We start from the raw sequence: 21,280 nt of genomic DNA, 5'->3' as shown, positions 1-21,280 counted from the left end.
AATGGATTTTACATTAGACTCAGTCGTATAGCTGATAAGTCGTAGTAACACATATACGAAGTGATGGGAAATTGATACAATGTAGGATATCTCTTTGATGTATGAAAATGGAGGCTTCTGTTTTGGAAACAGCAAATAATAAGTTTAATGAATTTTTAAATATTGCAAGAATCCTAAACAGTGAACTTGACATTATTCCAGTTTTGTACGGCTCTCTAGGTCTACAAATGAAATCAGGCATTGACTTCGATCCACAAGATATTGACCTTCTTGTGCCATTAGAATTTCTGAACGAGAGGTGGAGCGACTTACAGCTGACAGTTGAAAAAATGGGTTACACCTTTGTGGACTTGCAAGAACATGAATTTCGTAAGGAAGGAATCAAGCTAGCATTTTCTTTTATGGAAGATTTGGCTGATTTTGCAGGTGTAGATTACACAAGACTTGAACGAATTGAATTAGATGGAGCGAAGTATCAAACATTACGTTTAGAAGATTTCTTAAAGGTTTATTCTAGATGCTTACACGACAGCTATAGAAGGACAAAAAACAATAATAAAGACGTAACAAAAATAGATGTAATTAAAGGATTGCTACAGTCTCATTCAACTAACGGTTTCGATAGTTAAATAAAAAGAGGTATTCAGGAATGTATTTTTTGCTCCTGAATACCTTTTTATTTTCCAATTCGATTTCTCTCTATCGCTAAAAGATAGGGAGTTTTTCCTTACGCTTCTTGGCTGAGATGCCTCCTGGTGGGAACAAAAAACACTTGCTCCACCTCATTCGCAGATAATGGGCGACTGTAATAGTACCCTTGAATTTCCTTGCAATGATTTTCTGTTAAAATGTCCAACTGATCCTTCGTTTCAATGCCTTCTGCAATCACATCCAATTTCAGATGCTGCGCCATCGAAATAATGGTGGCCACAATGGCTTTATCGTTATCATTTCGAGACAGGTCTGTTATGAAGGAGCGATCAATTTTTAGTTTGTGGATCGGGAACTTTTTCAAATAACTCAATGAACTGTAGCCCGTACCGAAATCATCCAAGCTGATTCTCGTTCCGATTTTGTTTAACTCATGCAGGATACTGATCGATACTGCCGGATCCATCATCATGCTCTCCGTGATTTCCAGTTCCAAAAAGTGCGGGGCAAGCTTGGTTTCAGCGAGAATATTTTTGATGTACTGGACTAGGTTCCGCTGGTGGAATTGATGAGAGGACAAGTTGACGGAGACGGGTATCAACGGTCCCCCTTTATCATGCCACTGCTTCATTTGCCTACACGCTTCGCGAAGCACCCATGTACCTATCTCATAGATCATCCCTGTCTCTTCTGCAATAGGGATAAACACTCCCGGTGAAAGCATCCCCTTGGTTGGATGATTCCACCTGACGAGCGCCTCCACTCCGATCATGCGATTACTTTCCGCATGAAATTGAGGTTGGTAATACACCACCAGTTCATTTCGTTCAATTGCTTTTCGGAGATCACTTTCGATTTCAATATTTTCCAGCAATTGGACATCAAAATCTGACGTATAGAATAGGTGACCATTTTTTCCCTGTTTTTTCACCTCGTACATAGCCGTATCCGCTTTTTTGAGCAACGCGACGACATCTGTACCGTGGTCTGGGAATATTGCCGTTCCAATACTTGCTGATATGTAAAATTCACTGTCTTTTAGCGAGAATGGCTGTTTCAACGCTTCAATGATCTTATCAGCTAAACTCGCCGCTTCCTTGCGGTCCGCTCCGGTTGCGCAGAGGATGGTAAATTCATCTCCCCCCATCCGCGCAATGGTTGCATGGTACCCTTCTGCACTTTCTACGATTCGGTTACTGACTCCCTGCAAAAAGATATCGCCATAGGAGTGTCCCAAGGAATCATTGATCATTTTGAACCGATCGATGTCAATAACCATGACAGCAAAGCTCGATGAATCTTGGCTACTTTTTTCAATCGATTGATGAAGGACTTGATTAAACTTTCTTCGGTTCGGTAGGTCGGTCAACTCATCGTGATAAGCTAAATACTTGATTTTTTCTTTCGCGCGATTCTCTTCCGTAATATCCTTCACAATGATGTGATTCCCCACTACCTCTCCTTCAATCTCAACCGGGACATTGAGCACACTCAGCTCCACGAGATTTCCGTTCGGATGAAGGATGGTCGTCTCAAAATTATTACGAATGGGCTGAAAAGACTGGGCAAAAGAATCTTTGGTGATATCCCTTTTCTCCTCAACAATATGCATGCCAATTTTGGATACATGTTGATTCATGAATTCTTCTTCCAGCAGTCCACCAATCTTCGTGACAGCCGGGTTCATTTTGATAATACATCCACCTGTATCTAAGGAAATAATGCCGTACTCGTTATTTTTATAAAGGGAACGATACCAGCTTTCATTTTCCTGAATGACCGTATCTTTTTGCGAGAGTCGTTTGTTAATAAATAAGCCGAACAATGTAATGCCGATCAGTAAAAAGGTGGCCAAAACAATGATATAAGCCAGGGTCTCCGATTCGATCTGCGTTTCCACCTCGGTTGTCGGCATTTCCGTTACGTAGAAATGCGCGGCAACCATCCCGGTGTAATGCATACCCGCGATTGCAGCTCCCATAATGAGTGAGCTGCCCAATTTGTATACATACGCGTATTTCGACTGATCACGGCGAAAGTAAAACAAGAGCCAAAGTGCTGCTGCCGAAGCAGTCGCTGCGATGATGACGGATAGAATAACGATCCACGTATTGTATGTAATCTCGATAATCATTGCGGCCATTCCAACGTAGTGCATCCCAGATATTCCAGCAGCCATAAGAATTCCCGCGATACCTAGCTGTCTTTCATTCAGGTTGCTTTTCGTGACTGTAAACAAGGCTATGCTTGAGACAAAAATGGCAAGGACGACGGATAGGATGACATATTTCATGTCATACAGAACCTTTATGGGGAGGGTAAGTGCCAGCATTCCTACAAAATGCATAAACCATATTCCGAGCCCCATCGTTGTGGCACCAAAAATCAACCAGAGTAGCTGATGCTTCCCCTTACTTGTACTCACTCTGGCTGCCAGGTTGAGAGCAGAAAAAGAAGCTGCAACCGCGATTAAATAAGATAGTATCACAAGGAAACTGTCGTACGTCCCATGTATCTGATGATCCAAGCTTCTTCACCGCTTTCCTTTTGTTAATCTGGATGGTTTCACTTAAACCATGCTGCCTGATTCTCCATAACGATTTATTTGCAAAAGCGAATCGATTTCTTTTGTGGGGAGCGGTTTACTGTAAAAGTACCCTTGGACTTCGTTACACATTTGTTCCTTTAGAAAATCAGCATGTTCTTGTGTTTCTACTCCCTCTGCGATAACGGCAATTTTCATGTTGTGTGCCATATGAATGATCGTTTTAATAATGGCTTGATTCCGTGGATTCAAATTCCGGACAAAGGATTGGTCGATTTTTAGCCGATCGATCGGAAATTGACTTAAATAGCTCAAAGAACTGTAACCCGTCCCAAAATCATCAATACTGATGCTAATCCCGAGACTTTTCAATCGATTCAAAATCCGAATGGTGTAGTCCACGTCCAATGCCATGCTTTCCGTAATTTCAAGCTCTAAAAATTGAGGTGCTAGTCTCGTCTCTTCCAAGATGGAGGTAATCATCTCGATGAGATTGTTTTGCATAAATTGACGCAAAGAGATATTCACTGCAACCGCAAGCTGTGAATGCCCTGCTTCCTGCCATGCCTTTGTCTGTTGGCAGGCTGTACGCATCACCCATTCGCCAAGTGGTACGAGCAAGCCTGTTTCTTCTGCGATCGGAATAAATTGAATAGGTGGGATGAGGCCGAGCTCTGGATGTTCCCAACGAATCAAAGCCTCCATGCCTATTATCTGGCCCGTCTGCAAAAGAACCTTCGGCTGGTAGTGCAGCGTAAATTGTTTCTCATCCAAAGCTTTTCGCAACTCTCTTTCAAGCTGTAGCTTTTTGGCTAGAACCTGATGCAGCTCCTCCGAGAAAAATTGATAATTATTTTTCCCTTGCTCTTTTGCCAAATACATGGCGGCGTCCGCATTCTTCAACAGCGCTTCAATATCTTCTCCATCATCTGGATACATGCTGATGCCGATGCTTGGTGTAATGAAGATTTCGATATGCTCTAACGTAATCGAATCGGACATGTTCGTGATGATTCGCTGCGCAATTTCGCCAACCTCTTTGCGTGTGACACCTGTGAGAACGATGGCGAACTCATCTCCACCTAGTCGAGAAACAGAGTCCCCTTTTCGCAAACAACCGATTAGACGATTTGCTACTGCCTGTAAAAGCACATCCCCAATAGAGTGACCAAGCGTATCATTTATGTTTTTAAATCGATCCAAATCGATGAACATCACGCCAATTTCCTTGTCTTTTTGTTTTGCTTTGAGCATGGCCTTTGCCAGTTTTTCATGAAAAAGCGTTCGATTAGGCAGGTTGGTTAAGGAATCGTAATGGGCCATATAGCGAATCGTTTCTTCCGCCTTTTTTCTCTCGGTGATATCAATCATGGAGCCTACCAGTTCCACGATCTCCCCGTTTTCCTCAATAGGTGACAGCGTAATATAATAATCATTTCCGGATAATTTCAGTTCAAAGGTAACGGGCTCACCAGCAAACGCTCTGCGAAAATTGCTTTCCAATTGCTCAGCCACATCATAAGGAAAGATTTCATACGACGTTTTTCTCAGCATCCTCTCAGATGTTAACCCAAGCTCTTCTGCAATTTTCCCTTCACACAAGGTATAGGTGATGTTCCCTTTCGGATCTGTCACGATCTTGAACACACAGTTTTGCAAGTTTTGAACCGTTCTTCGAAAATCGTTTTGCAATGCTTCTGCCAAAGCTGCCTCTGCTTCAATTCGGTCGGTAATATCCGTGCGGATCGACACATATTGATACGGTACTCCCCGGTCGTCTAGAAATGGCACGATGGTCGTATTCATCCAGTATTCATTGCCGTTTTTGGCGCGATTCTTCACTTCGCCCTTCCAGACTCGACCTTGCTTGATCGTTTCCCACATCAATTTAAAAAACGACTTGGAATGATAGCGAGAGTTAATGACCCGATGTGTATTTCCTACTAATTCATCCACTTCGTATCTGGAGATTTCACAAAACTTGTCATTTACATAGGTAATGACGCCTTTATCGTCTGTAATCGCTACAATCGAAGATTCATCAAGTGCATTTTTGATATCGTGCAAGTCTTTCATCGTTTTCGAAAGAGACTCTTCCATCTGCTTTCGTTTCGTGATGTCCGTCCCGATTGCCACGTACTGATAAAGGAATCCACTGTCGTTCATGAACGGCACTAATGTCATGCTAAGCCAATATTCCGTACCGTCCTTTGCCCGATTTTTCATTTCGCCTTTCCATACTTTTCCTCGGCCGATTGTATCCCATAACGCTTTAAAATAGTTTCGCGAATGGAAACCGGAATCGACGATGTTATGGTTCATACCGATTAATTCGTCTCTACTAAACTTGGAGATTAGACAGAAGTTGTGATTGACGTAGGTGATGATTCCTTTTTCATCTGTTATCGAAATAACAGATGACTCTTCCAATGCAGATAATGCATACTTAACATCTCTGATTTGATTAAACACATGGCACCCCCACCTGTTGTCGCACTACAATTGAAACTTACGGATGGAATGCTGCAGCTCTTCTGCCATTTCGGCGAGTGTACTGGAAGCGGTTGTAATCTGATCCATAGAAGCTGATTGTTCTTGTACAGAAGAAACTACGCTTTGCGTATTTTCCGCTGCCATTCTTGAAACATGCGCAATTCCCTCTATAAATTCCACTACGGAAACACTTCCGTTATTGGCTTCTTTGATTTGTCCTGACATTTCTTGTGTTCTTTTCGAGACTTCGTCTACTACTCTTAGAATTTTATAGAAGGCAACCCCAGCTTGTTCGATCATGATGACTCCTTCTTTAACAGCTATGTCCCCTTGACTCATGACGTGAATCGCCATTTCCGTATCTCTTTGAATATCCCCGATGATGGATGTGATTTGCGAAGCTGCTTGTGCGGATTGTTCTGCTAATTTGCGAACTTCATCCGCTACGACTGCGAATCCTCTTCCCTGTTCTCCCGCTCTCGCCGCTTCAATCGCTGCGTTTAAAGCCAATAAGTTCGTTTGACTAGCGATTTCGGTAATAATCGAAACGATTGAGCCGACTTCTTTTGATTTTTCGCCGAGCATGTTGACCACTTCGGTAGAAGAACTCACTCTTTGATTAATCTCATTCATTTGCTCGATTGATTTTACTACCACTTCATTGCCTTCGGTTGCAGTTTGGTTCGCTACAACGGATGACCCGATCGCATGCTCCATGCTCATTGATACTTGCTGCATAACTTGAGAGATGTTCACTGCGATCTGTGTGGCATTCTCGGCATCATTGACTTGCTGCTCAGCTCCTACTGCAATACCTTGGATCGATTGCGATACATGCTCTGCTGTCTGACGTGTTAATTCGGAGCTGGCGGTCAATTCCTCGGAGGATGCGGCTACTTGTTGTGAATGGAAAGAGACTTGTTCTAACAAATCTTGCAGATTGCGCTTCATTTGGGAAAAATGCCGGGCCAGTTCACCGATTTCGTCGCGATTCTTGATTTGAATATCTGCTGAGGCTAAGTTCCCTGCGGCAATTTGTTCTGCTGCATTCGTGATCAATAAAACGGGACGAGAAATGGCACTTCCAATGAAAATGGCGATACCTACTCCAGTGAAAAGCGCCAGCAAGCTTAGCACGATAACCAGAAGCTTCGTAGATTGAATATTGCTATCCAGCTCAGTAATATCTTGTTCCAACAGCTTCTGTTCGAGATCAACGAATTCTTGGGCTTTTTGAATAAATAATTCGCCGACTGGTGTGCATTCATCTCTGACCAAGCGCGTGTACTCTTCTACTTTGTTTTGTTGTTTTAATGCAACAACCCGATCAATAATTTTCTCGTGTTGGGCATGCAGCTCGTTCATCTCTGCTACAAGCTTTTGTCCTTCAGACGTCATGCCCATTTGGGATAGTTCTGATGTAAGCTCTTTATAGCTGTCATTTGCTTTTGTATAGCCCGTCAGATAGCTGTCGTCGCCTACAATGACATAACCGCGTGCATACTTTTGACGTTCACTTACACTTGCGATAATGTCCTTGGACAACATCTCCTTGTTGACACGATCTTGGATCATCTTACTGTAGCGAGAATCGATGGATGAAATCTGAGAATAACCAATCCCTGCGACTGCCACTAAAAGCAATAACACTGCCAAAAAGCCTAAAAAAAGCTTTTTCCTTACTGTCATCTTCATAATAGTTGTTTCCTCCATCGTAATTCTACGAATTATTTCTCTTTCTGTGAAAGATGTAAGTTATTTAATAATCCCTTTCTCTTATGTAACGGCATTTTCTATAGGTCTTTTGAACTTTTTTATCATACAACATCGTCCTGAAACATCTTTGAAATTCTTTTCGACAATATAAAAACCCCGACTGCAACGGCAGGCGAGGCTTTCTTACAAATATTATCGTTTCGGAGCACGAAAACCTGCTTGCTGCGCTTCTTCCTCCGTCGCAAACCACATTTCCGCTTTTGTTTGCTCGTAGCTAGCCGAGCCAGGAACGTGATAGATTTTGTCGCCTTTGCTGTTTATATTGCCCTTGATGGTCTTGCCTTCTGGTGGCGCGGTGTCTGCCGCGGTATTGTTCTTGGACTGTTTTGGCTTGGCTTTCTCCGTAGGAGTCTCTGTCTGCTTCCCTTCTAAGGCCCACAGCCCGCGATTCTGCTCCCGCGCCTCACGCTCGGCTGCTAGGAACAGGTCTGCTTGGGCTACATTCGGTGGGATCGTCATGATCCGGGCGTAGCCGTCACGAATGAGCTTTTCATTGACGAATGTGCCGTCTTCCATATATACATAAGCAAGCAAACGCTTGTATTTGTCATAGGGCTCGACATCGAACTTCAGCTTGACCTTTTTTCCGGTTAAAAGCTCTTTGGAGTAATTGCTCGCTTCTTTCCCATATGGTTCGACTGGATGGTTGGGTTTCACTGTTTCCGGGGTATCTACGCCAATCATACGTACTTTTTCCCCACTGTCCAGCTCGAATGTATCGCCATCAACCACTCGTTTGATCACAGCATCTATCTCGCCGTTAGCTTCGGGCTGCCCGGATGCTCCACATGCCGAAAGCAAAAGAACCAGTGCGAGCAGATATATTCTTACGTGCTTCATTTTCTTTCTTCCCCTCTTCTACGTTGCATTGTTTTCCAGCGTAGTGGATTTGCCAACGCAGGTCAATAGGAGAGGAAAAAGTACAAACGTTCAAGATTGCTTCTCCCTGACCCCTTACGTCGCGCCACGGGAACAGTCGCCGCGCGAGCATGTGTTGAAGAAAGAAGTCCTTTTTTCCTAACGAAAAAAACGACCTGCGGCAAGGTCGTTTTGTCTATACGTCCAGACTTTAGTCACGATCGGCGCTAAACAAGAACAACAGGACGACCACGACAATAATAATCCATATAAATTCCTCGTTATCACGATCAAAAAAACCGTCGAACAGACCCATGGTGGAGTCCTCCTTTCCTTCTCGCTACAGCCTATGCAGAAGGCTATACGCGTGCCAGTAGTTGGAAGAGCCCAAAAGTGAAATGCGTGTTCAAAAGACGACTTATTAAAAAACATCCTAAGGATGATCTATTTACAAGTAGACAAGATCAAATGCGTATAGGTGCCAAGCTGTCTTACTTCATTTGTAAACCCAAGATTTGCAAGCTCCTGTAGCAATCGGGAGCGATCTGCATAACAGCGATCCTGAATATCAGCTATCATTCTCGTATGACCTGCCTCCTCCAGCGCATCAAGATGAGCTTGTCTATGCGTCTGGTCCACAAACATCAAATCGGCAATGACCAACCGCCCCCCTGATTTTAATACGCGACGACATTCCGTCAAGGCCAGCTGCTTCTGATCATCGGTCAAATGGTGCAAGGCATAACTCGTAGCTACAAAATCAAATCGATTTTCTAAAAACGGAAATGCGAAAAAGGTCCCCAGTTTCGTCTCGAGCTCTGGGTGTTTCGCTCTGCATTGCTTCAGCATTTGCGGAGATTGATCGAACCCGCTCATCCTAGCTCCTTTTTTCACGAGACGCCCTGCGAGGTTTCCTGTACCCGTTCCGGCATCCAAGCCGCACTCTCCCGGTTTGACCACAACTGTCGCGACGACCTCGTCCAGTACGTTTTCGTACGATTCATGACCATTCCCGCCATGTACCCATTCATCATAACGGTCAGCCCATTCATTAAAATTCCATCGATCCACCCAGTTATCCCGCGTCTGCTTCAATCGCTTGTTCGCTTCTGCCAGTGTAAACAGCTCTCCTGGATCAATCGTTTCTCTGCCCTTTATCCGCTCAATCATCGCTTCTGTCGTTTGGATGACCTTGCTCATTTCTACCCACCTTGTATACATAAACGAACGCTGCAGCTCTAAATAATGGAGAAGACTGCCTTCCTGATCATTCATTTGAATCAAAAGCTCCCGAATGTCTTCTACCGCCATCCCGACCTCGCGTAGTGTAATGATGGTTTGCAGCCTCCAGACGTCTTCCTCTGTGAACTGGCGATACCCGGACACATCTGCTTTCGATGGCTTGATCAACCCTTTTTCTTCATAATATCGAATCGCACGCGGGGTTATTTGCAAGCGATGGGCCATGTCTTTGATTTGCATGGAACTCTCTCCCTGTATCATTCTTTCCCTATCATAAACCTTGACGCAGCGTGAATGTACAGAACGAAAGAAAAAAAGCTGCCGAGATTCCTCCCGACAACTCGTTTCTATCCTATTAATGTGTCGCCGGCTCGGAAATTTGTTGGAGAGCGTCACTCGCCTCATCCTGGTGAACTTGGCGAACAGCCATATCTGCCAGCGCCACAATGCCAACCAGCTTGCCCTTCTCGACGACAGGCAATCGACGAATTTGATGTTGGGCCATGATCCTTGCCGCTTCATCAACCGTTGTTCCTGGTTGACCGAGAATAATGTCCTGTGTCATGACTACCTCGGTGGCAGTCGATCCTTCATGCTTTTCAGCCAAACCGCGAATTACAATATCGCGGTCCGTGATGATACCGATCACATCATTTTTTTCATCCACAACCGGAATGACCCCTACATTCCAGTCACGCATTTTGCAAGCCACTTCATACACATTATCCTTAAGCGTCACAGTAGCGACATCTTTTGTCATAATTTCGCGCAGTGTGCGATTTTCCAGCTTTGCCATTTCCTTCTCCTCCTTTTGCTAATCAACGATTGTAGTTTGTCCGCTCACCTATCGTTTCATTCTCAAGAAAGAGTATGATATATTGCGCTTCTTCCAAAAACAGACTATGATTAATAAGTGAATATCTCACCCATTTTTAGGAGGAAAAAGAATGGTCATTAAGGACACGGGGATTGGCACGAAAGAAGTCTTTTTCGCCGATCTGGAGCACTACATGAGCGAACTCGGCTTTGATCGCGGCGCTTGGGATTACAAGCATGCTACATACGATTATAAAATCCATGATAAAGGCAACGTCTTCTACCTGCGTATCGAAGCAAACGTGTCAGAAGGCAAACTGGAGGATACGCACGCCGTCCTGAAGCTCGAAGATCCTTATATGGGCAAACATCTTTTCCCACACGGTCTGGATTACGATTACCCAATGCCGGACTCCGTGGTAAAAACAGCGAAATTGAAGCTGCAAATGCTGGGCGAAAAGCTGTCCTCACACTAAAAAATGAAATGGCACGGTGTACAGAGAGGAATCCCCTCTCTGTTTCACGTAGAGGGGGGTATTTTTATGAAGACGAGGGGCGTTCCTGACTTCTTGCTCCTGTTTTTGACCGCCCTACTTGTTGGGTTTGGCATAACCATGGTGCTCAGCTCTAGCTCCATTTTCGCATTGACTAGTTTTACAAGCGGCGGCTGTGATTATTGTGGCGGAGATGAGCTCTATTTCGTGAAGCGTCAATCGGTTTTCTTGCTGCTCGGTGTCGTTGGGATGCTGGTGGCCATGAACATTCCCTTCTCCTTTTATAAGAGAAATTTCTTATTGATAGCGTTCGTCAGTTTCTTTTCTTTGCTCCTGGTCCTTGTTCCAGGTATTGGTAAGCAAGTTAACGGAGCCCGATCGTGGTTTGAAATCGGTTCTGCAACCTTACAGCCTGCGGAGTTTGCCAAGCTTGGCCTTATTCTGTACTTGGCAGCGATCATCTCCAAAAAAGGGAACGGGATACAAAAGCTGAAATCTGGTTTGATGCCCCCACTGATGGTAACAGGGATGTTTTTTATGCTGATTATAGTCCAACCCGACCTCGGTTCTGCTGCCATCTTGCTCGGGTGTGCTTTGATTGTCATGATCTGTGGTGGGGCCAAAATCCGTCAACTGATCGGTCTCGGTGCACCAGCTGTGACTGTTGCACTATTGGTATACATCACAGCAAAGCCCCATGCCTTGAATCGGATTTACTCCTACCTCAATCCATGGAGTGATATGGATGGCACTGGCTATAACATCATTCAATCCTGGATTGCGATTGCACATGGCGGTTTGACTGGGACAGGCTTTGGAAAAAGCATTCAAAAGTATTTGTACTTGCCGGAGAGGCATACCGATTTTATTTTCTCGATCATGACAGAAGAGCTTGGTTTTATCGGTGCTTCTGTGTTCCTCTTGATCTACTTGCTTTTCTTGTTGCGCGGCATCCATATTTGCCTGCGCGTAAAAGACACCTTTGCCAGTCTTGCCGGAATCGGTGTTGTTAGCATGTTCGCCATACAGGCGATCTTAAACATTGGCGGAGTATCGGGTTTGATTCCACTGACAGGTGTACCACTGCCGTTTATCAGTTATGGTGGGTCCTCCTTACTCGTATGTCTGCTCGCCACTGGCTTTTTGCTCAGTATTTCGCGGGAAGTCAGTCGCCAGAAGGTAGAAGAGCAATTGCAAAAACAACCATATACCATGTAAGAAACATACGTAAGGGATACCGGATGCGTCCAGTATCCCTTTTTTCTTACTCGTTTCGAAGGAGTTCGATTGTTTCCACCCGTACATTCACAGCTTCCACATACAGACCCGTCAATGTTTCCACCGCTTCTTTTACTTTTTCCTGCAGGACGTGACAGACGTGATGGATCTGTGCACCATAACGGATGGACACACTCATGTCAATGGTGACTCTGTCGTCTATTACAGATACGGTAATGCCTTTCGCGCCGCCATTCAGCTTTTTCGCCAAGTCTTGATATAATCCGCCTGAACGGACTGTGACTTCCAACACTTCTTCTACAGCAACGCCAGCAATGATCGCGATCACCTGATCTGCTACTCTGATTTCGCCAAGCCTGTCAGCCATCAGGACGTCCTCCTCTTCGCCCGTTTCGTACTTCTCCCACTGGTTTCATTTACCTTTTCTCACATTATAAACAATTCATGCTTGGGCTTGGAAGGAAATTTGTTTTTTTCTCTCCGTTAGTGTCGGAGACGTGCACTGAATGTCGACGAGTGTCAATTGATCTGCTGCGAGCGCCTCCCGCAATACCGGCTCCAAGGCATGTACCTCTTTGACGACCTTCCCACTGATTCCGCAAGCATGCGCCAATTGCTGAAAATCCGGATTACGCAATTTCACTCCAAATGGGATCAAACCAGCCTGACTCATTTTGACCTCTTCTAATCCCAATGTCCCGTTGTTCACCACGAGAATCACAATTGGCAGTTGGAGCTGCACCGCTGTCATAAGCTCTGCCAGATTCATTTGCAATCCCCCATCCCCTGCGACGCAGACGACCTGTTTCTCAGGATAGGTTAGCTTTGCAGCCACAGCCGCAGGCAACCCAAACCCCATCGTTCGCCACTTTCCGGAAAAGAGTGGCGTCTGTTTTTTCCCCCGAAACGCACGATTAAACCAAATGGTGTGCTCTCCCGTATCTAGGACGATAATCGCATCTTCATTTACCAAGCTCCCAAGCGTATGCATCAAGGTTTGTGGCTTCACTTGTTCACTCGCTTGCTGAATAACAGCCTGCTCTGTTTCCTCGCCAAACTCTCCATGCCACCGTTTGATCTGTTCCTGCCACGCATCATCCAGCCTGCGTGATTGCAACCGTCTCATCCAGATAGGCAGGACATCGTCCAATTCGGCCGTGACAGACTGGAGGTAAGGGTGCGCATGAATCGACCCAGGCTGATGATCCACTTGAATGACGGACAGTTTCTTTGGCAAAAAAGCGCGGGGGAACCAGCTCGCTCCCAAAATGAGCAACAAATCTGCTTCCGCTAGGGCATGTAAAGCTGTTTCGCTGCCCCCCTCTCCCCACCCCCCGATCACAAGTGGATGAGATTCATCTACCGCCCCTTTTGCTCCAAGCGACAGCAATAGGCCTGCCCCTAACTGTTCCGCTAGCTTCACACACGAATCCACCGACTTGCGAGCACCAATTCCAAGCAGTATGAGAGGCTTTTGCGCCTTCACAACCTGCTCGCAAGTGAGCTCTATCTCCATCCGATCGGGATAAATGGCATGTGGAATGCGTGGAAGTGCAGGAAGGACAGCATCTGAAGTCGTCTGGGTAAAGACGTCCTTGCAAATGGAGAAATGCGTCACTCCTTTTTGCAGCATAGCCGTGACAAATGCTTTGTGCAGAACACTTTGGATTGCATCAGGATGTGTAATCGTCGTCGAATAAAAACTGATGGGACGTATCATGTCTTCTTGTGAGATAAACTGCTTGTACGCGCCCCCCAGCTTGTATGTCTCCACTTGACCTGTAATCGCAATGACGGGTGCGCGATCCGTATGCGCATCTGCAAGTCCATTCAGCAGATTGACGAAACCCGGCCCCATCGTCGCGGTACAAACAGCCGGACACCCCGTCAGTTTTGCTTCCGCACTTGCCATCATAGCCGCAGCAGATTCATGCCTGCATGAAATGTACTGAATGTCGGATTGCTTCGCGATCTGATCCAGCCAGGCAAAGATTCCGTCACCTGCCACACCGTATATTCGCTTCACTCCCCATCTGATCAATTGATCCGTCAAATATTGCGCGACCTGCATGAAAACCCTCCCTTTACGTAACGTAGTCCCTTGCACATTCACAACTGATAGTCTACGCATTCTCCATTATTTTACTAAGGCCAAAATGACGGAAGTTGGAGAACCTAACAATAATCAACTGATATTCAAATCCATACCCGAAGGAGGGTAAAAAATGAAACAGCCTGTCAAATGGCTGCTAGCTGTAGTAGTATTCGCACTTCTAGTTACGACTGCGGTTATGGTATCTCCGGTGCGCTCGGATGCATTCAGCAAGCAGATCGTCAAAGTAGGGGCAGAAGGCTCAGACGTGCGTGAAATGCAGTATCGCTTGAAGCACCTTGGATTCTATACGGGAAAAGTAGACGGCGTATTCGGATGGCGTTCTTATTGGGCGTTGCGTAACTTTCAGTATGAGTTTGGCTTAACCGTAGACGGTGTCCTCGGGGCGCAGACAAAAGTAAAGCTGTACAACTCAACGAAAAATTATAAGCCCACGGCTACTGATCTCGGTGTGCCACAAACAGCTACACCTGCACCATCGAAGCCTTCTAAGCCTTCTAAGCCTACCTATCACGCAGCCGGAGTATCGGAGAATGACCTACGCTTGATGGCGAATGCCGTGTATGGAGAAGCGCGTGGAGAGCCTTACATTGGCCAAGTGGCAGTAGCCGCTGTTATTCTGAACCGGACGAAGAACTCGTCCTTCCCTAATACACCAGCGGGCGTTATCTTTGAACCTCGTGCCTTTACGGCTGTGGCCGATGGACAGATTTGGCTGACACCGAACGAACAGTCCAAAAAAGCAGTGAATGATGCGCTCAAAGGTTGGGACCCATCAAACGGAGCCATTTATTATTTCAATCCGGATACGGCTACATCCGGTTGGATTTGGAGCCGGCCTCAAATCAAAAAGATCGGCAGACACATTTTTTGCCGCTAGCTGCCCATAAAAAAAACAGGCGCGACAGTCGTAAACTGCGGGCCTGTTTTCCTGTTCTAGCCTCCATTCGAACGTTGCGATTGCATATGCTGGGCCATTTTGATGAATCGCTCTTCCGGTTCTGTGGTACCGCAAACTCCACATTGAATCATGTAGTTCTCACCTTTGTACGGCTGATGAAACAGATCGAGCTGTTCTTGATTGAGTTCTGCTACGACTTCGCCTGACTGTGGGTCCAGTCTTATATAGCGAGGGGTCTGCTCGATGACAGTGAACCTCATCCGATTCGATTTACATGTCGGGCACAACAAAGGCTGGGTCATAAAAAACACCTCACTTTTCTTGTTCATGGTTAGTTTTGTCCAGAACAGGAACTCTATACCTATGAGGATCTAGGGATGAGTAAAAACTGCTGAGGTGATGATATGAACCTGAAACTCTTTTTCTCATTAGTAGGCGGGAGCATGCTGTTAGCTCTCTACGCCCACTATTTTTCTGGAAATGAAATGCTTCAATTCGTCACGTCTTCACTTGCCATCATTTTTTTGGCCGCTTGGCTCGGAAAATCGACAGAGAGCGTCGCCCATTATGCTGGGGATCGAATTGGCGGCTTTCTTAACGCTACCTTCGGAAATGCCGCAGAACTCATTATTGCTTTTTTTCTTGTGAAAGAAGGCTTGTTCGATATGGTCAAAGCTTCTATTACGGGTGCGATCATCGGAAATATGCTGTTGGTTCTTGGCTTGAGCACGTTACTAGGTGGTCTAAAATACAAAGAACAAACCTTTAATAGCAGGCTGGCAAGTCACAATGCTTCCCTGATGACACTCGCAATCGTCGCTTTGTTCATACCCGCAGTCTTCATGTTCGATCTGCCTATGATCAAGGTGGAGATCATCAGCATCGTCATCGCCAGCCTGCTCATCATTGCCTACATTTTGTGGCTTATCTTTTCGATGATTACCCACAGCGATTTTTTATCGGATATCGAGCCGCAAGAAAGTGAGGCGGTATGGTCCAAGGGCGTCTCTCTCCTGATGCTTGCTGTCTCCACATTTTTCGTGGCCGTTGTCTCGGAATGGCTGGTAGAGGGAGTACAGCATGTCTCCAAGTCGTTAGGGTGGTCGGAGCTATTCGTCGGTGCTTTTGTCATTGCCATCATCGGGAATGCCGCAGAGCACAGCGCTGCCTTGCTTTTGGCACTAAAAGGACGCATCGGTGCTGCAGTAGAGATCGCGATCGGCTCCAGCTTGCAGATTGCATTGTTCGTAGCCCCTACTCTCGTCATCATCAGTCTCTTGCTAGGCAATCCCATGGACATCGTGTTCACTACCTTTGAACTAGCTGCAATCGGAGTCGCTACCTTTATTACCATTTCCATCACACGGGACGGCGCCACGAACTGGTTTGAAGGCGTACTTCTCTTGACCGTGTATATTATTTTGGGTACGGTCTTTTTCTTCGCGTAAGTCCCTCTCACAAAAGAAAGGCTCCGCCATCCTACTGTGGCGAAGCCTTTCTTTGTTTTTACCATATACCCAGCATTTGCAGGAAAACTGCGAGAATCGCGATAGGTGCTACATATTTAATCATGAGGAGCCAAATGATAAACAGGCGTTTGCCCAGAGAAGTATGTGCCCCCAGCTCATTGATCAATGTCTCACGCTTCATTTTCAAAGGAACGAAGATCGAAATGAGCATCGCTCCAAGCGGCATCAGGATATTACTGACCAAAAAGTCCATCGCATCAAAGATAGATTTGCCGAACAGCGTAACCTCACTCCATACGCCGAATGACAAAGCCGACGGTACACCGACGATAAAAATCAACAGACCAATGACCCAAGCGAGACGCTTGCGCTTTACTTCGTCCCCCTTTGCAAGAGATGCAACGATAATTTCCAGCATCGAAAAAGCTGAAGTCAGTGTAGCGAAAAGGAACAGAGCCAAAAAGATTAACAGAAAAATGCCGCCGAAGGCAATTTGTTCAAACACAGAAGGCAAGACGATAAACAGTAATCCCGGCCCTGCTTTTGGCTCTACTCCGAGGGAGAACACCGCAGGAAAAATCGCCAAACCGGCAAACAGCGATACGAGCAAATTCAAACTTACAATCGATCCGGCAGAACGAACCAGACTTTCGTTTTTGGCGAGGTACGAGCTGTACGTGACCATGACGGACACCCCGACGCTCAGCGCGAAAAAGGATTGACCCAATGCGTACAGGATCGTTTCAGCACTCAGCCTGGAAAAATCAGGACGCAGAAAGAAGGACACTCCCTCCATCGCTCCATCCAACGTCAAGGAACGAACCATCAATACCATGAATAAAAGGAACAAACCAGGCATCATGTACTTGTTAGCGGACTCAATTCCACTCTGTACACCTCTCGCTACTACCCATGCGGTAATAAGCATGAAAACTAACTGGGCAACTACTGCACCAACAGGATCTCCGATAATGTCACCAAACACTTTATCATAAGCTGGTCCTTGCAATTGACCAGTAAACCCGCGAAGAAGATAACTAAGAATCCAGCCTCCTACCACACTGTAAAAGGACAAGAGCAAGAAGCAAGTGATCACCCCAAGGCGACCAATCCAATGCCAGAGTGACCCTGGCGCGATTGTTTTATACGCACTAATCGCCTCTTTTTGTGTACTGCGTCCGATTGTGAATTCTCCTAGCAACAACGGAAGACCAATTGCTAGTGTAAAGATGATGAATAGCAGAAAGAACGCTCCACCACCGCTCGTTCCAACCATATAAGGAAATTTCCAAATGGCCCCCAGTCCGATCGCCGAGCCTGCTGCTGCCAAGATGAAGCCGAGCCTGCTCGTCCATTGTTCGGCTTGTTTCATATTTTTCACCCTCCAAAGATGTTCTTTTTATGCCCTAAAATGGATACAAAAAAACCCGCCCCAAAAAGGGACGAGTTACTTATTTCTCGCGGTACCACCCTACTTAGACATCCCTTATAGGCGATGCCTCGCTTCGTCATTGATAACGGGTATGACCCGGACTCTCCTACTGGCGGCGCCTGCGTTCAGAGGTCAGCTCAAGAGTGAATTCAACGGGGCTTAAGCATTGGGCTGCTCTCAGTCTATGGCAGCCTTCCCTGTCATGCAGCAGGTCCGTTTACTAGTCTCTATCCTTGCTTGTTTCTATTATTCGATTGTGGGGCGTCTTGCGAAAATAAAAAAAACCCGTCCAAAAAAGGGACGAGTTATTCGCGGTACCACCCTGATTAAGTGCACGGGATATAAAAATCCCTTCGCACTTCTCTCCATCATTGATAACGGGAATGACCCGATTCCTCCTACTAGGCAAAAGCCATTAAGAGGGCTGCTCAGGAGGGAATTCTACGGGGCGCGCTTCAAAGCTGCTTTCAGTCTAAGGCAGCTTCTCCCTGACAAGCGGTAATTCCGCATACTAGTCTCCGTCATCGCATTTCAAAATTAATAAAAAATTATAGAATTTAATTTAATATAAATATACGAAATAGGCAAGCGTTTTTTCTTTCTACAAAATGAAAAGCGAGGATGATCACCGCTCTCCTCGCCTTACTTTTGATTAAACAGTTCATGAAGATGGGCCAATTTACGTTCCAATGAACCCATAATTTCTCGACCAATGTCTTCACTAATCAGTCCCAAGCGGACCGCGTACTCTACTTCACGAGAAAGCCCGAACATTTGGGTATCCAGCACTTCTTCATACAGTGGGCACTGCGGCATGGTCAGGTTTTCCATCTGTACGTCGATCAGCTTGTAAATTTTGTCGGCGTCTGCTTGAAGCAACGCTAGCGCTTTTTGTTCCAGATCGGGAACCTTAATTTCTGTCAAAACCTATCCCTCCGTTTGCCTCCATCCTTATCATACATAGTACGCGATTCTGGGCCATTTGAAAAGGGGAGAAGGTAGATCAACTGCAAGAAGCTAAAAGATACCAAGCTTCCACTCTCTTGAGAGCAGCTCCAGAAGCTTGACACCCGCCACCGAATTTCCTTTATCATCCAAAGATGGTCCGAACACACCAATACCCATTCGCTGTGGCACTGTTGCCATAATACCGCCAGCAACCCCACTTTTCGCTGGGATTCCTACGTCAATAGCAAACTCACCAGAGGCATTGTACATCCCGCAAGTCACCATGAAGGTCTTACAGATTCGCGCTACCGCTTCCGGAATCACTCGCTCGCCCGTATTCACGAGAATTCCGTCTGCTGCAAGCACCATCCCTAGTGTAGCTACTTCCTTTGCGGTTACTTCTATCGAGCAATGGCGAAAATACAGATCAAGTGTCTCTTCCACATCCGTTTCCAGTATACCGCTGTCCTTTAGAAACCACGCAAGGGCACGATTGCGATCTGCCGTTTTCTTTTCCGAACAATAAACAGCCTGATTGATAGAAAGCTGAGGATTTCCCGTCATTTTCCGCATCAAAGCCAGGACAGCATCTAGCCGCTCGTCCACGTTGGCACCGCGAATCATGCCCGCAACCGCAATGGCCCCTGCATTGATCATCGGATTCAGTGGTTTATGTGATTCGGTCGTCTCCAGCTTAATAATAGAATTAAACGGGTCGCCAGTAGGTTCTTTCCCCACATGCCGAAACACGTATTCTTTGTCATTCTGGCACAAGGCGACGATCAGAGAGAAAATTTTGGAGATACTTTGCATCGAGAAAGGTACATCTGCATCCCCAGCAGAAAATATCGTCCCATCGGGCAAGCATACAGCCACTCCCAATTGATGTGGATCGACTTTTGCCAATTCAGGGATGTATGACGCTACACTCCCCTTGGTTGTATACTCAAGTGACTGGTTGCGTACTTGCTCCAATTGTTCGGAGGCTCGTTTCAGATCCATCGAAAAACCCCTCAGTCTATTACGTCGATGTGTATAGATTCGATTGTAGATTTCTACATTACCCATGTCAAATTGACCCTACTTCTGAACGGCGTGCTCCAATCGTTCCATCGCTTCGACTAGAATAGATCTGGGGCAGGCAAAATTGATTCGCATAAACCCTGCACCGTCCCGCCCAAATGTCGTGCCATCGTGCAAACCGAGCTTTGCATCCTCGCGAATGAGCTTGTTCAACTCCGCCTCACTACGTCCTAGCTGCCTAAAATCCATCCACCCCAAATATGTCGCTTCTGGAATTGCCATGGATACCCCAGGAATACGAGTCGATAAATACTCATGAACATAGGCTGCATTCCTACGCAAGTAGATCAACAGTTCCGCAAGCCATGCTTCTCCATGTTGGTAGGCAGCAATTGTTGCTTCCATCCCAAACAGATTCAGATTCTCATAGCCCATTTTGGATGCTGTGATTGTGAAGTCTCGCAATAACTGCTGATTTTCTGTCATCAAATAAGAAGTATACAGACCAGCCAAATTAAATGTTTTGGCGGCTGATAGGAAGGTGACGCTCTGGTTGGCCAGCTCCGGTGCCAGTGAATAGTAAGGCGTATGAACATTTGGCTCATAGACCAAATCCGAATGAATCTCGTCGGCCACCACAATCACGCCATTTTCTACACACAATCTTCCCAAACGCTCCAGCTCATCTCTGGTCCATACTCGCCCGATCGGATTATGCGGTGTGCAGAGCAGCATGAGCTTCACCCGCGGGTCGCTCAGCTTTTGTGCGAGATCATCCCAATTCATTTCATAACGGCCGTCACGTTCCACGAGTGGGCTGGTAACGACGTGACGTTTGCGATTTTCGACTGCATGGTAAAAAGGATGGTACACAGGCGTCTGGATCAAGACACCATCTCCAGGGGCTGTAAAAGCCTCTACCGCTACGTGAATGCCGGGAACGACTCCAGGTATCCCTGTCATCCAGCTCACTTCTACTTCTACACCAAATCGCTTGTGTATCCACTCTTTCAAGCTCTGATAAAGGGCATCTGACTTCAAGGTGTATCCGTATATCGGGTGACTCGCCCGGTTGATCAACGCCTCCGTAATTTCAGGAGCACAAGCAAAATCCATATCCGCCACCCACAGCGGAAGCATCCCTTCACCGTTCCATTTCGGATTTTGAATCTCCCATTTGACACTATCTGTCCCTCTGCGTTCGATGCGCTGATCAAAATCGTACACGTCCGTTCCCTCCTTAATTCCCCTCACACTTATACACACAGCATAAACCGTCT

18 protein-coding genes and 2 other annotated features are annotated in these 21,280 nt (G+C 46.1%); of the genes, 5 read left to right on the top strand and 13 right to left on the bottom strand.

The features are described from left to right. The first annotated feature begins 122 nt into the window (after positions 1 to 122). The gene (locus ACFYU8_RS00510) at positions 123 to 629 is read left to right on the top strand and encodes a hypothetical protein (protein ID WP_390296870.1); all 507 of its coding nucleotides are present in this window, start codon (positions 123 to 125) and stop codon (positions 627 to 629) included. Positions 630 to 727: 98 nt separating this feature from the next. On the opposite strand, the gene ACFYU8_RS00505 is transcribed toward ACFYU8_RS00510, so the two are convergent. From ACFYU8_RS00505 to ACFYU8_RS00480, 6 genes are all read right to left on the bottom strand, one after another. Beyond that, complete coding sequence (locus ACFYU8_RS00505; RefSeq protein WP_390296873.1) at positions 728 to 3,178, bottom strand: bifunctional diguanylate cyclase/phosphodiesterase; 2,451 nt, start codon at positions 3,176 to 3,178, stop codon at positions 728 to 730. 42 nt (positions 3,179 to 3,220) lie between these two features. After that, entirely contained in the window at positions 3,221 to 5,668 is a 2,448-nt protein-coding gene (locus tag ACFYU8_RS00500) for an EAL domain-containing protein (RefSeq protein ID WP_390296876.1), read from the bottom strand. Between the two features lie 24 nt (positions 5,669 to 5,692). Further along, positions 5,693 to 7,384 carry a methyl-accepting chemotaxis protein gene (locus tag ACFYU8_RS00495; RefSeq protein ID WP_390296880.1) on the bottom strand — a complete coding sequence of 564 codons (1,692 nt, stop codon included), beginning with the start codon at positions 7,382 to 7,384 and terminating at the stop codon, positions 5,693 to 5,695. 213 nt (positions 7,385 to 7,597) lie between these two features. Continuing rightward, a complete protein-coding gene (locus tag ACFYU8_RS00490; protein ID WP_390296883.1) occupies positions 7,598 to 8,305 on the bottom strand; it encodes a thermonuclease family protein in 708 nt (235 codons plus the stop codon). Positions 8,306 to 8,767: 462 nt separating this feature from the next. Then, complete coding sequence (locus ACFYU8_RS00485; protein ID WP_390296886.1) at positions 8,768 to 9,805, bottom strand: MerR family transcriptional regulator; 1,038 nt, start codon at positions 9,803 to 9,805, stop codon at positions 8,768 to 8,770. Positions 9,806 to 9,920: 115 nt separating this feature from the next. Further along, the gene (locus ACFYU8_RS00480) at positions 9,921 to 10,361 is read right to left on the bottom strand and encodes a CBS domain-containing protein (protein ID WP_390296889.1); all 441 of its coding nucleotides are present in this window, start codon (positions 10,359 to 10,361) and stop codon (positions 9,921 to 9,923) included. Between the two features lie 151 nt (positions 10,362 to 10,512). Here ACFYU8_RS00480 and ACFYU8_RS00475 point away from each other — a divergent pair, with 151 nt between their 5' ends. Both ACFYU8_RS00475 and ftsW read left to right on the top strand, forming a co-directional pair. Continuing rightward, positions 10,513 to 10,857 carry a YugN family protein gene (locus ACFYU8_RS00475; RefSeq protein WP_390296892.1) on the top strand — a complete coding sequence of 115 codons (345 nt, stop codon included), beginning with the start codon at positions 10,513 to 10,515 and terminating at the stop codon, positions 10,855 to 10,857. A gap of 66 nt (positions 10,858 to 10,923) precedes the next feature. Then, positions 10,924 to 12,093 carry a putative lipid II flippase FtsW gene (gene ftsW, locus ACFYU8_RS00470; RefSeq protein WP_390296895.1) on the top strand — a complete coding sequence of 390 codons (1,170 nt, stop codon included), beginning with the start codon at positions 10,924 to 10,926 and terminating at the stop codon, positions 12,091 to 12,093. Between the two features lie 46 nt (positions 12,094 to 12,139). Here ftsW and ACFYU8_RS00465 read toward each other — a convergent pair whose 3' ends face one another. Beyond that, positions 12,140 to 12,481 (bottom strand): Asp23/Gls24 family envelope stress response protein, encoded by a 342-nt coding sequence (locus ACFYU8_RS00465; RefSeq protein ID WP_390296898.1) that lies wholly within the window; start codon positions 12,479 to 12,481, stop codon positions 12,140 to 12,142. A 75-nt stretch (positions 12,482 to 12,556) separates the two neighbouring features. Beyond that, positions 12,557 to 14,185, bottom strand: coding sequence for a thiamine pyrophosphate-binding protein (locus ACFYU8_RS00460; protein ID WP_390296901.1), 1,629 nt, complete (start codon positions 14,183 to 14,185; stop codon positions 12,557 to 12,559). 154 nt (positions 14,186 to 14,339) lie between these two features. Between ACFYU8_RS00460 and sleB the strand changes: the two genes are divergently transcribed. Then, entirely contained in the window at positions 14,340 to 15,107 is a 768-nt protein-coding gene (gene sleB / locus ACFYU8_RS00455; protein WP_390296904.1) for a spore cortex-lytic enzyme, read from the top strand. A gap of 56 nt (positions 15,108 to 15,163) precedes the next feature. On the opposite strand, the gene ACFYU8_RS00450 is transcribed toward sleB, so the two are convergent. Then, the gene (locus ACFYU8_RS00450; protein ID WP_106837709.1) at positions 15,164 to 15,430 is read right to left on the bottom strand and encodes a hypothetical protein; all 267 of its coding nucleotides are present in this window, start codon (positions 15,428 to 15,430) and stop codon (positions 15,164 to 15,166) included. A 102-nt stretch (positions 15,431 to 15,532) separates the two neighbouring features. Here ACFYU8_RS00450 and cax point away from each other — a divergent pair, with 102 nt between their 5' ends. Then, positions 15,533 to 16,576 (top strand): calcium/proton exchanger, encoded by a 1,044-nt coding sequence (gene cax, locus ACFYU8_RS00445; protein ID WP_390296908.1) that lies wholly within the window; start codon positions 15,533 to 15,535, stop codon positions 16,574 to 16,576. 58 nt (positions 16,577 to 16,634) lie between these two features. Here cax and ACFYU8_RS00440 read toward each other — a convergent pair whose 3' ends face one another. From ACFYU8_RS00440 to ACFYU8_RS00425, 4 genes are all read right to left on the bottom strand, one after another. Then, positions 16,635 to 17,969 carry a sodium-dependent transporter gene (locus ACFYU8_RS00440; protein ID WP_390296911.1) on the bottom strand — a complete coding sequence of 445 codons (1,335 nt, stop codon included), beginning with the start codon at positions 17,967 to 17,969 and terminating at the stop codon, positions 16,635 to 16,637. 63 nt (positions 17,970 to 18,032) lie between these two features. Beyond that, positions 18,033 to 18,272, bottom strand: a binding site (T-box leader). Between the two features lie 50 nt (positions 18,273 to 18,322). Then, positions 18,323 to 18,563, bottom strand: a binding site (T-box leader). A gap of 108 nt (positions 18,564 to 18,671) precedes the next feature. Continuing rightward, complete coding sequence (locus tag ACFYU8_RS00435) at positions 18,672 to 18,953, bottom strand: Fpa/YlaN family protein (RefSeq protein WP_007725848.1); 282 nt, start codon at positions 18,951 to 18,953, stop codon at positions 18,672 to 18,674. A 93-nt stretch (positions 18,954 to 19,046) separates the two neighbouring features. Continuing rightward, positions 19,047 to 19,979, bottom strand: a complete 933-nt coding sequence (gene glsA / locus ACFYU8_RS00430) for a glutaminase A (protein WP_390296915.1) — start codon at positions 19,977 to 19,979, stop codon at positions 19,047 to 19,049. Positions 19,980 to 20,057: 78 nt separating this feature from the next. Beyond that, positions 20,058 to 21,227: a MalY/PatB family protein gene (locus ACFYU8_RS00425; protein WP_390296918.1), complete on the bottom strand. Its 1,170-nt coding sequence runs from the start codon at positions 21,225 to 21,227 to the stop codon at positions 20,058 to 20,060. Positions 21,228 to 21,280: the final 53 nt, after the last annotated feature.

The organism is Brevibacillus sp. NPDC003359, from assembly GCF_042878995.1.
In the GTDB taxonomy this organism is placed as follows: domain Bacteria; phylum Bacillota; class Bacilli; order Brevibacillales; family Brevibacillaceae; genus Brevibacillus.
The sequence above is the reverse complement of the archived record's forward strand: the minus strand, read 5'-3'. Positions and strand labels throughout refer to the sequence as shown.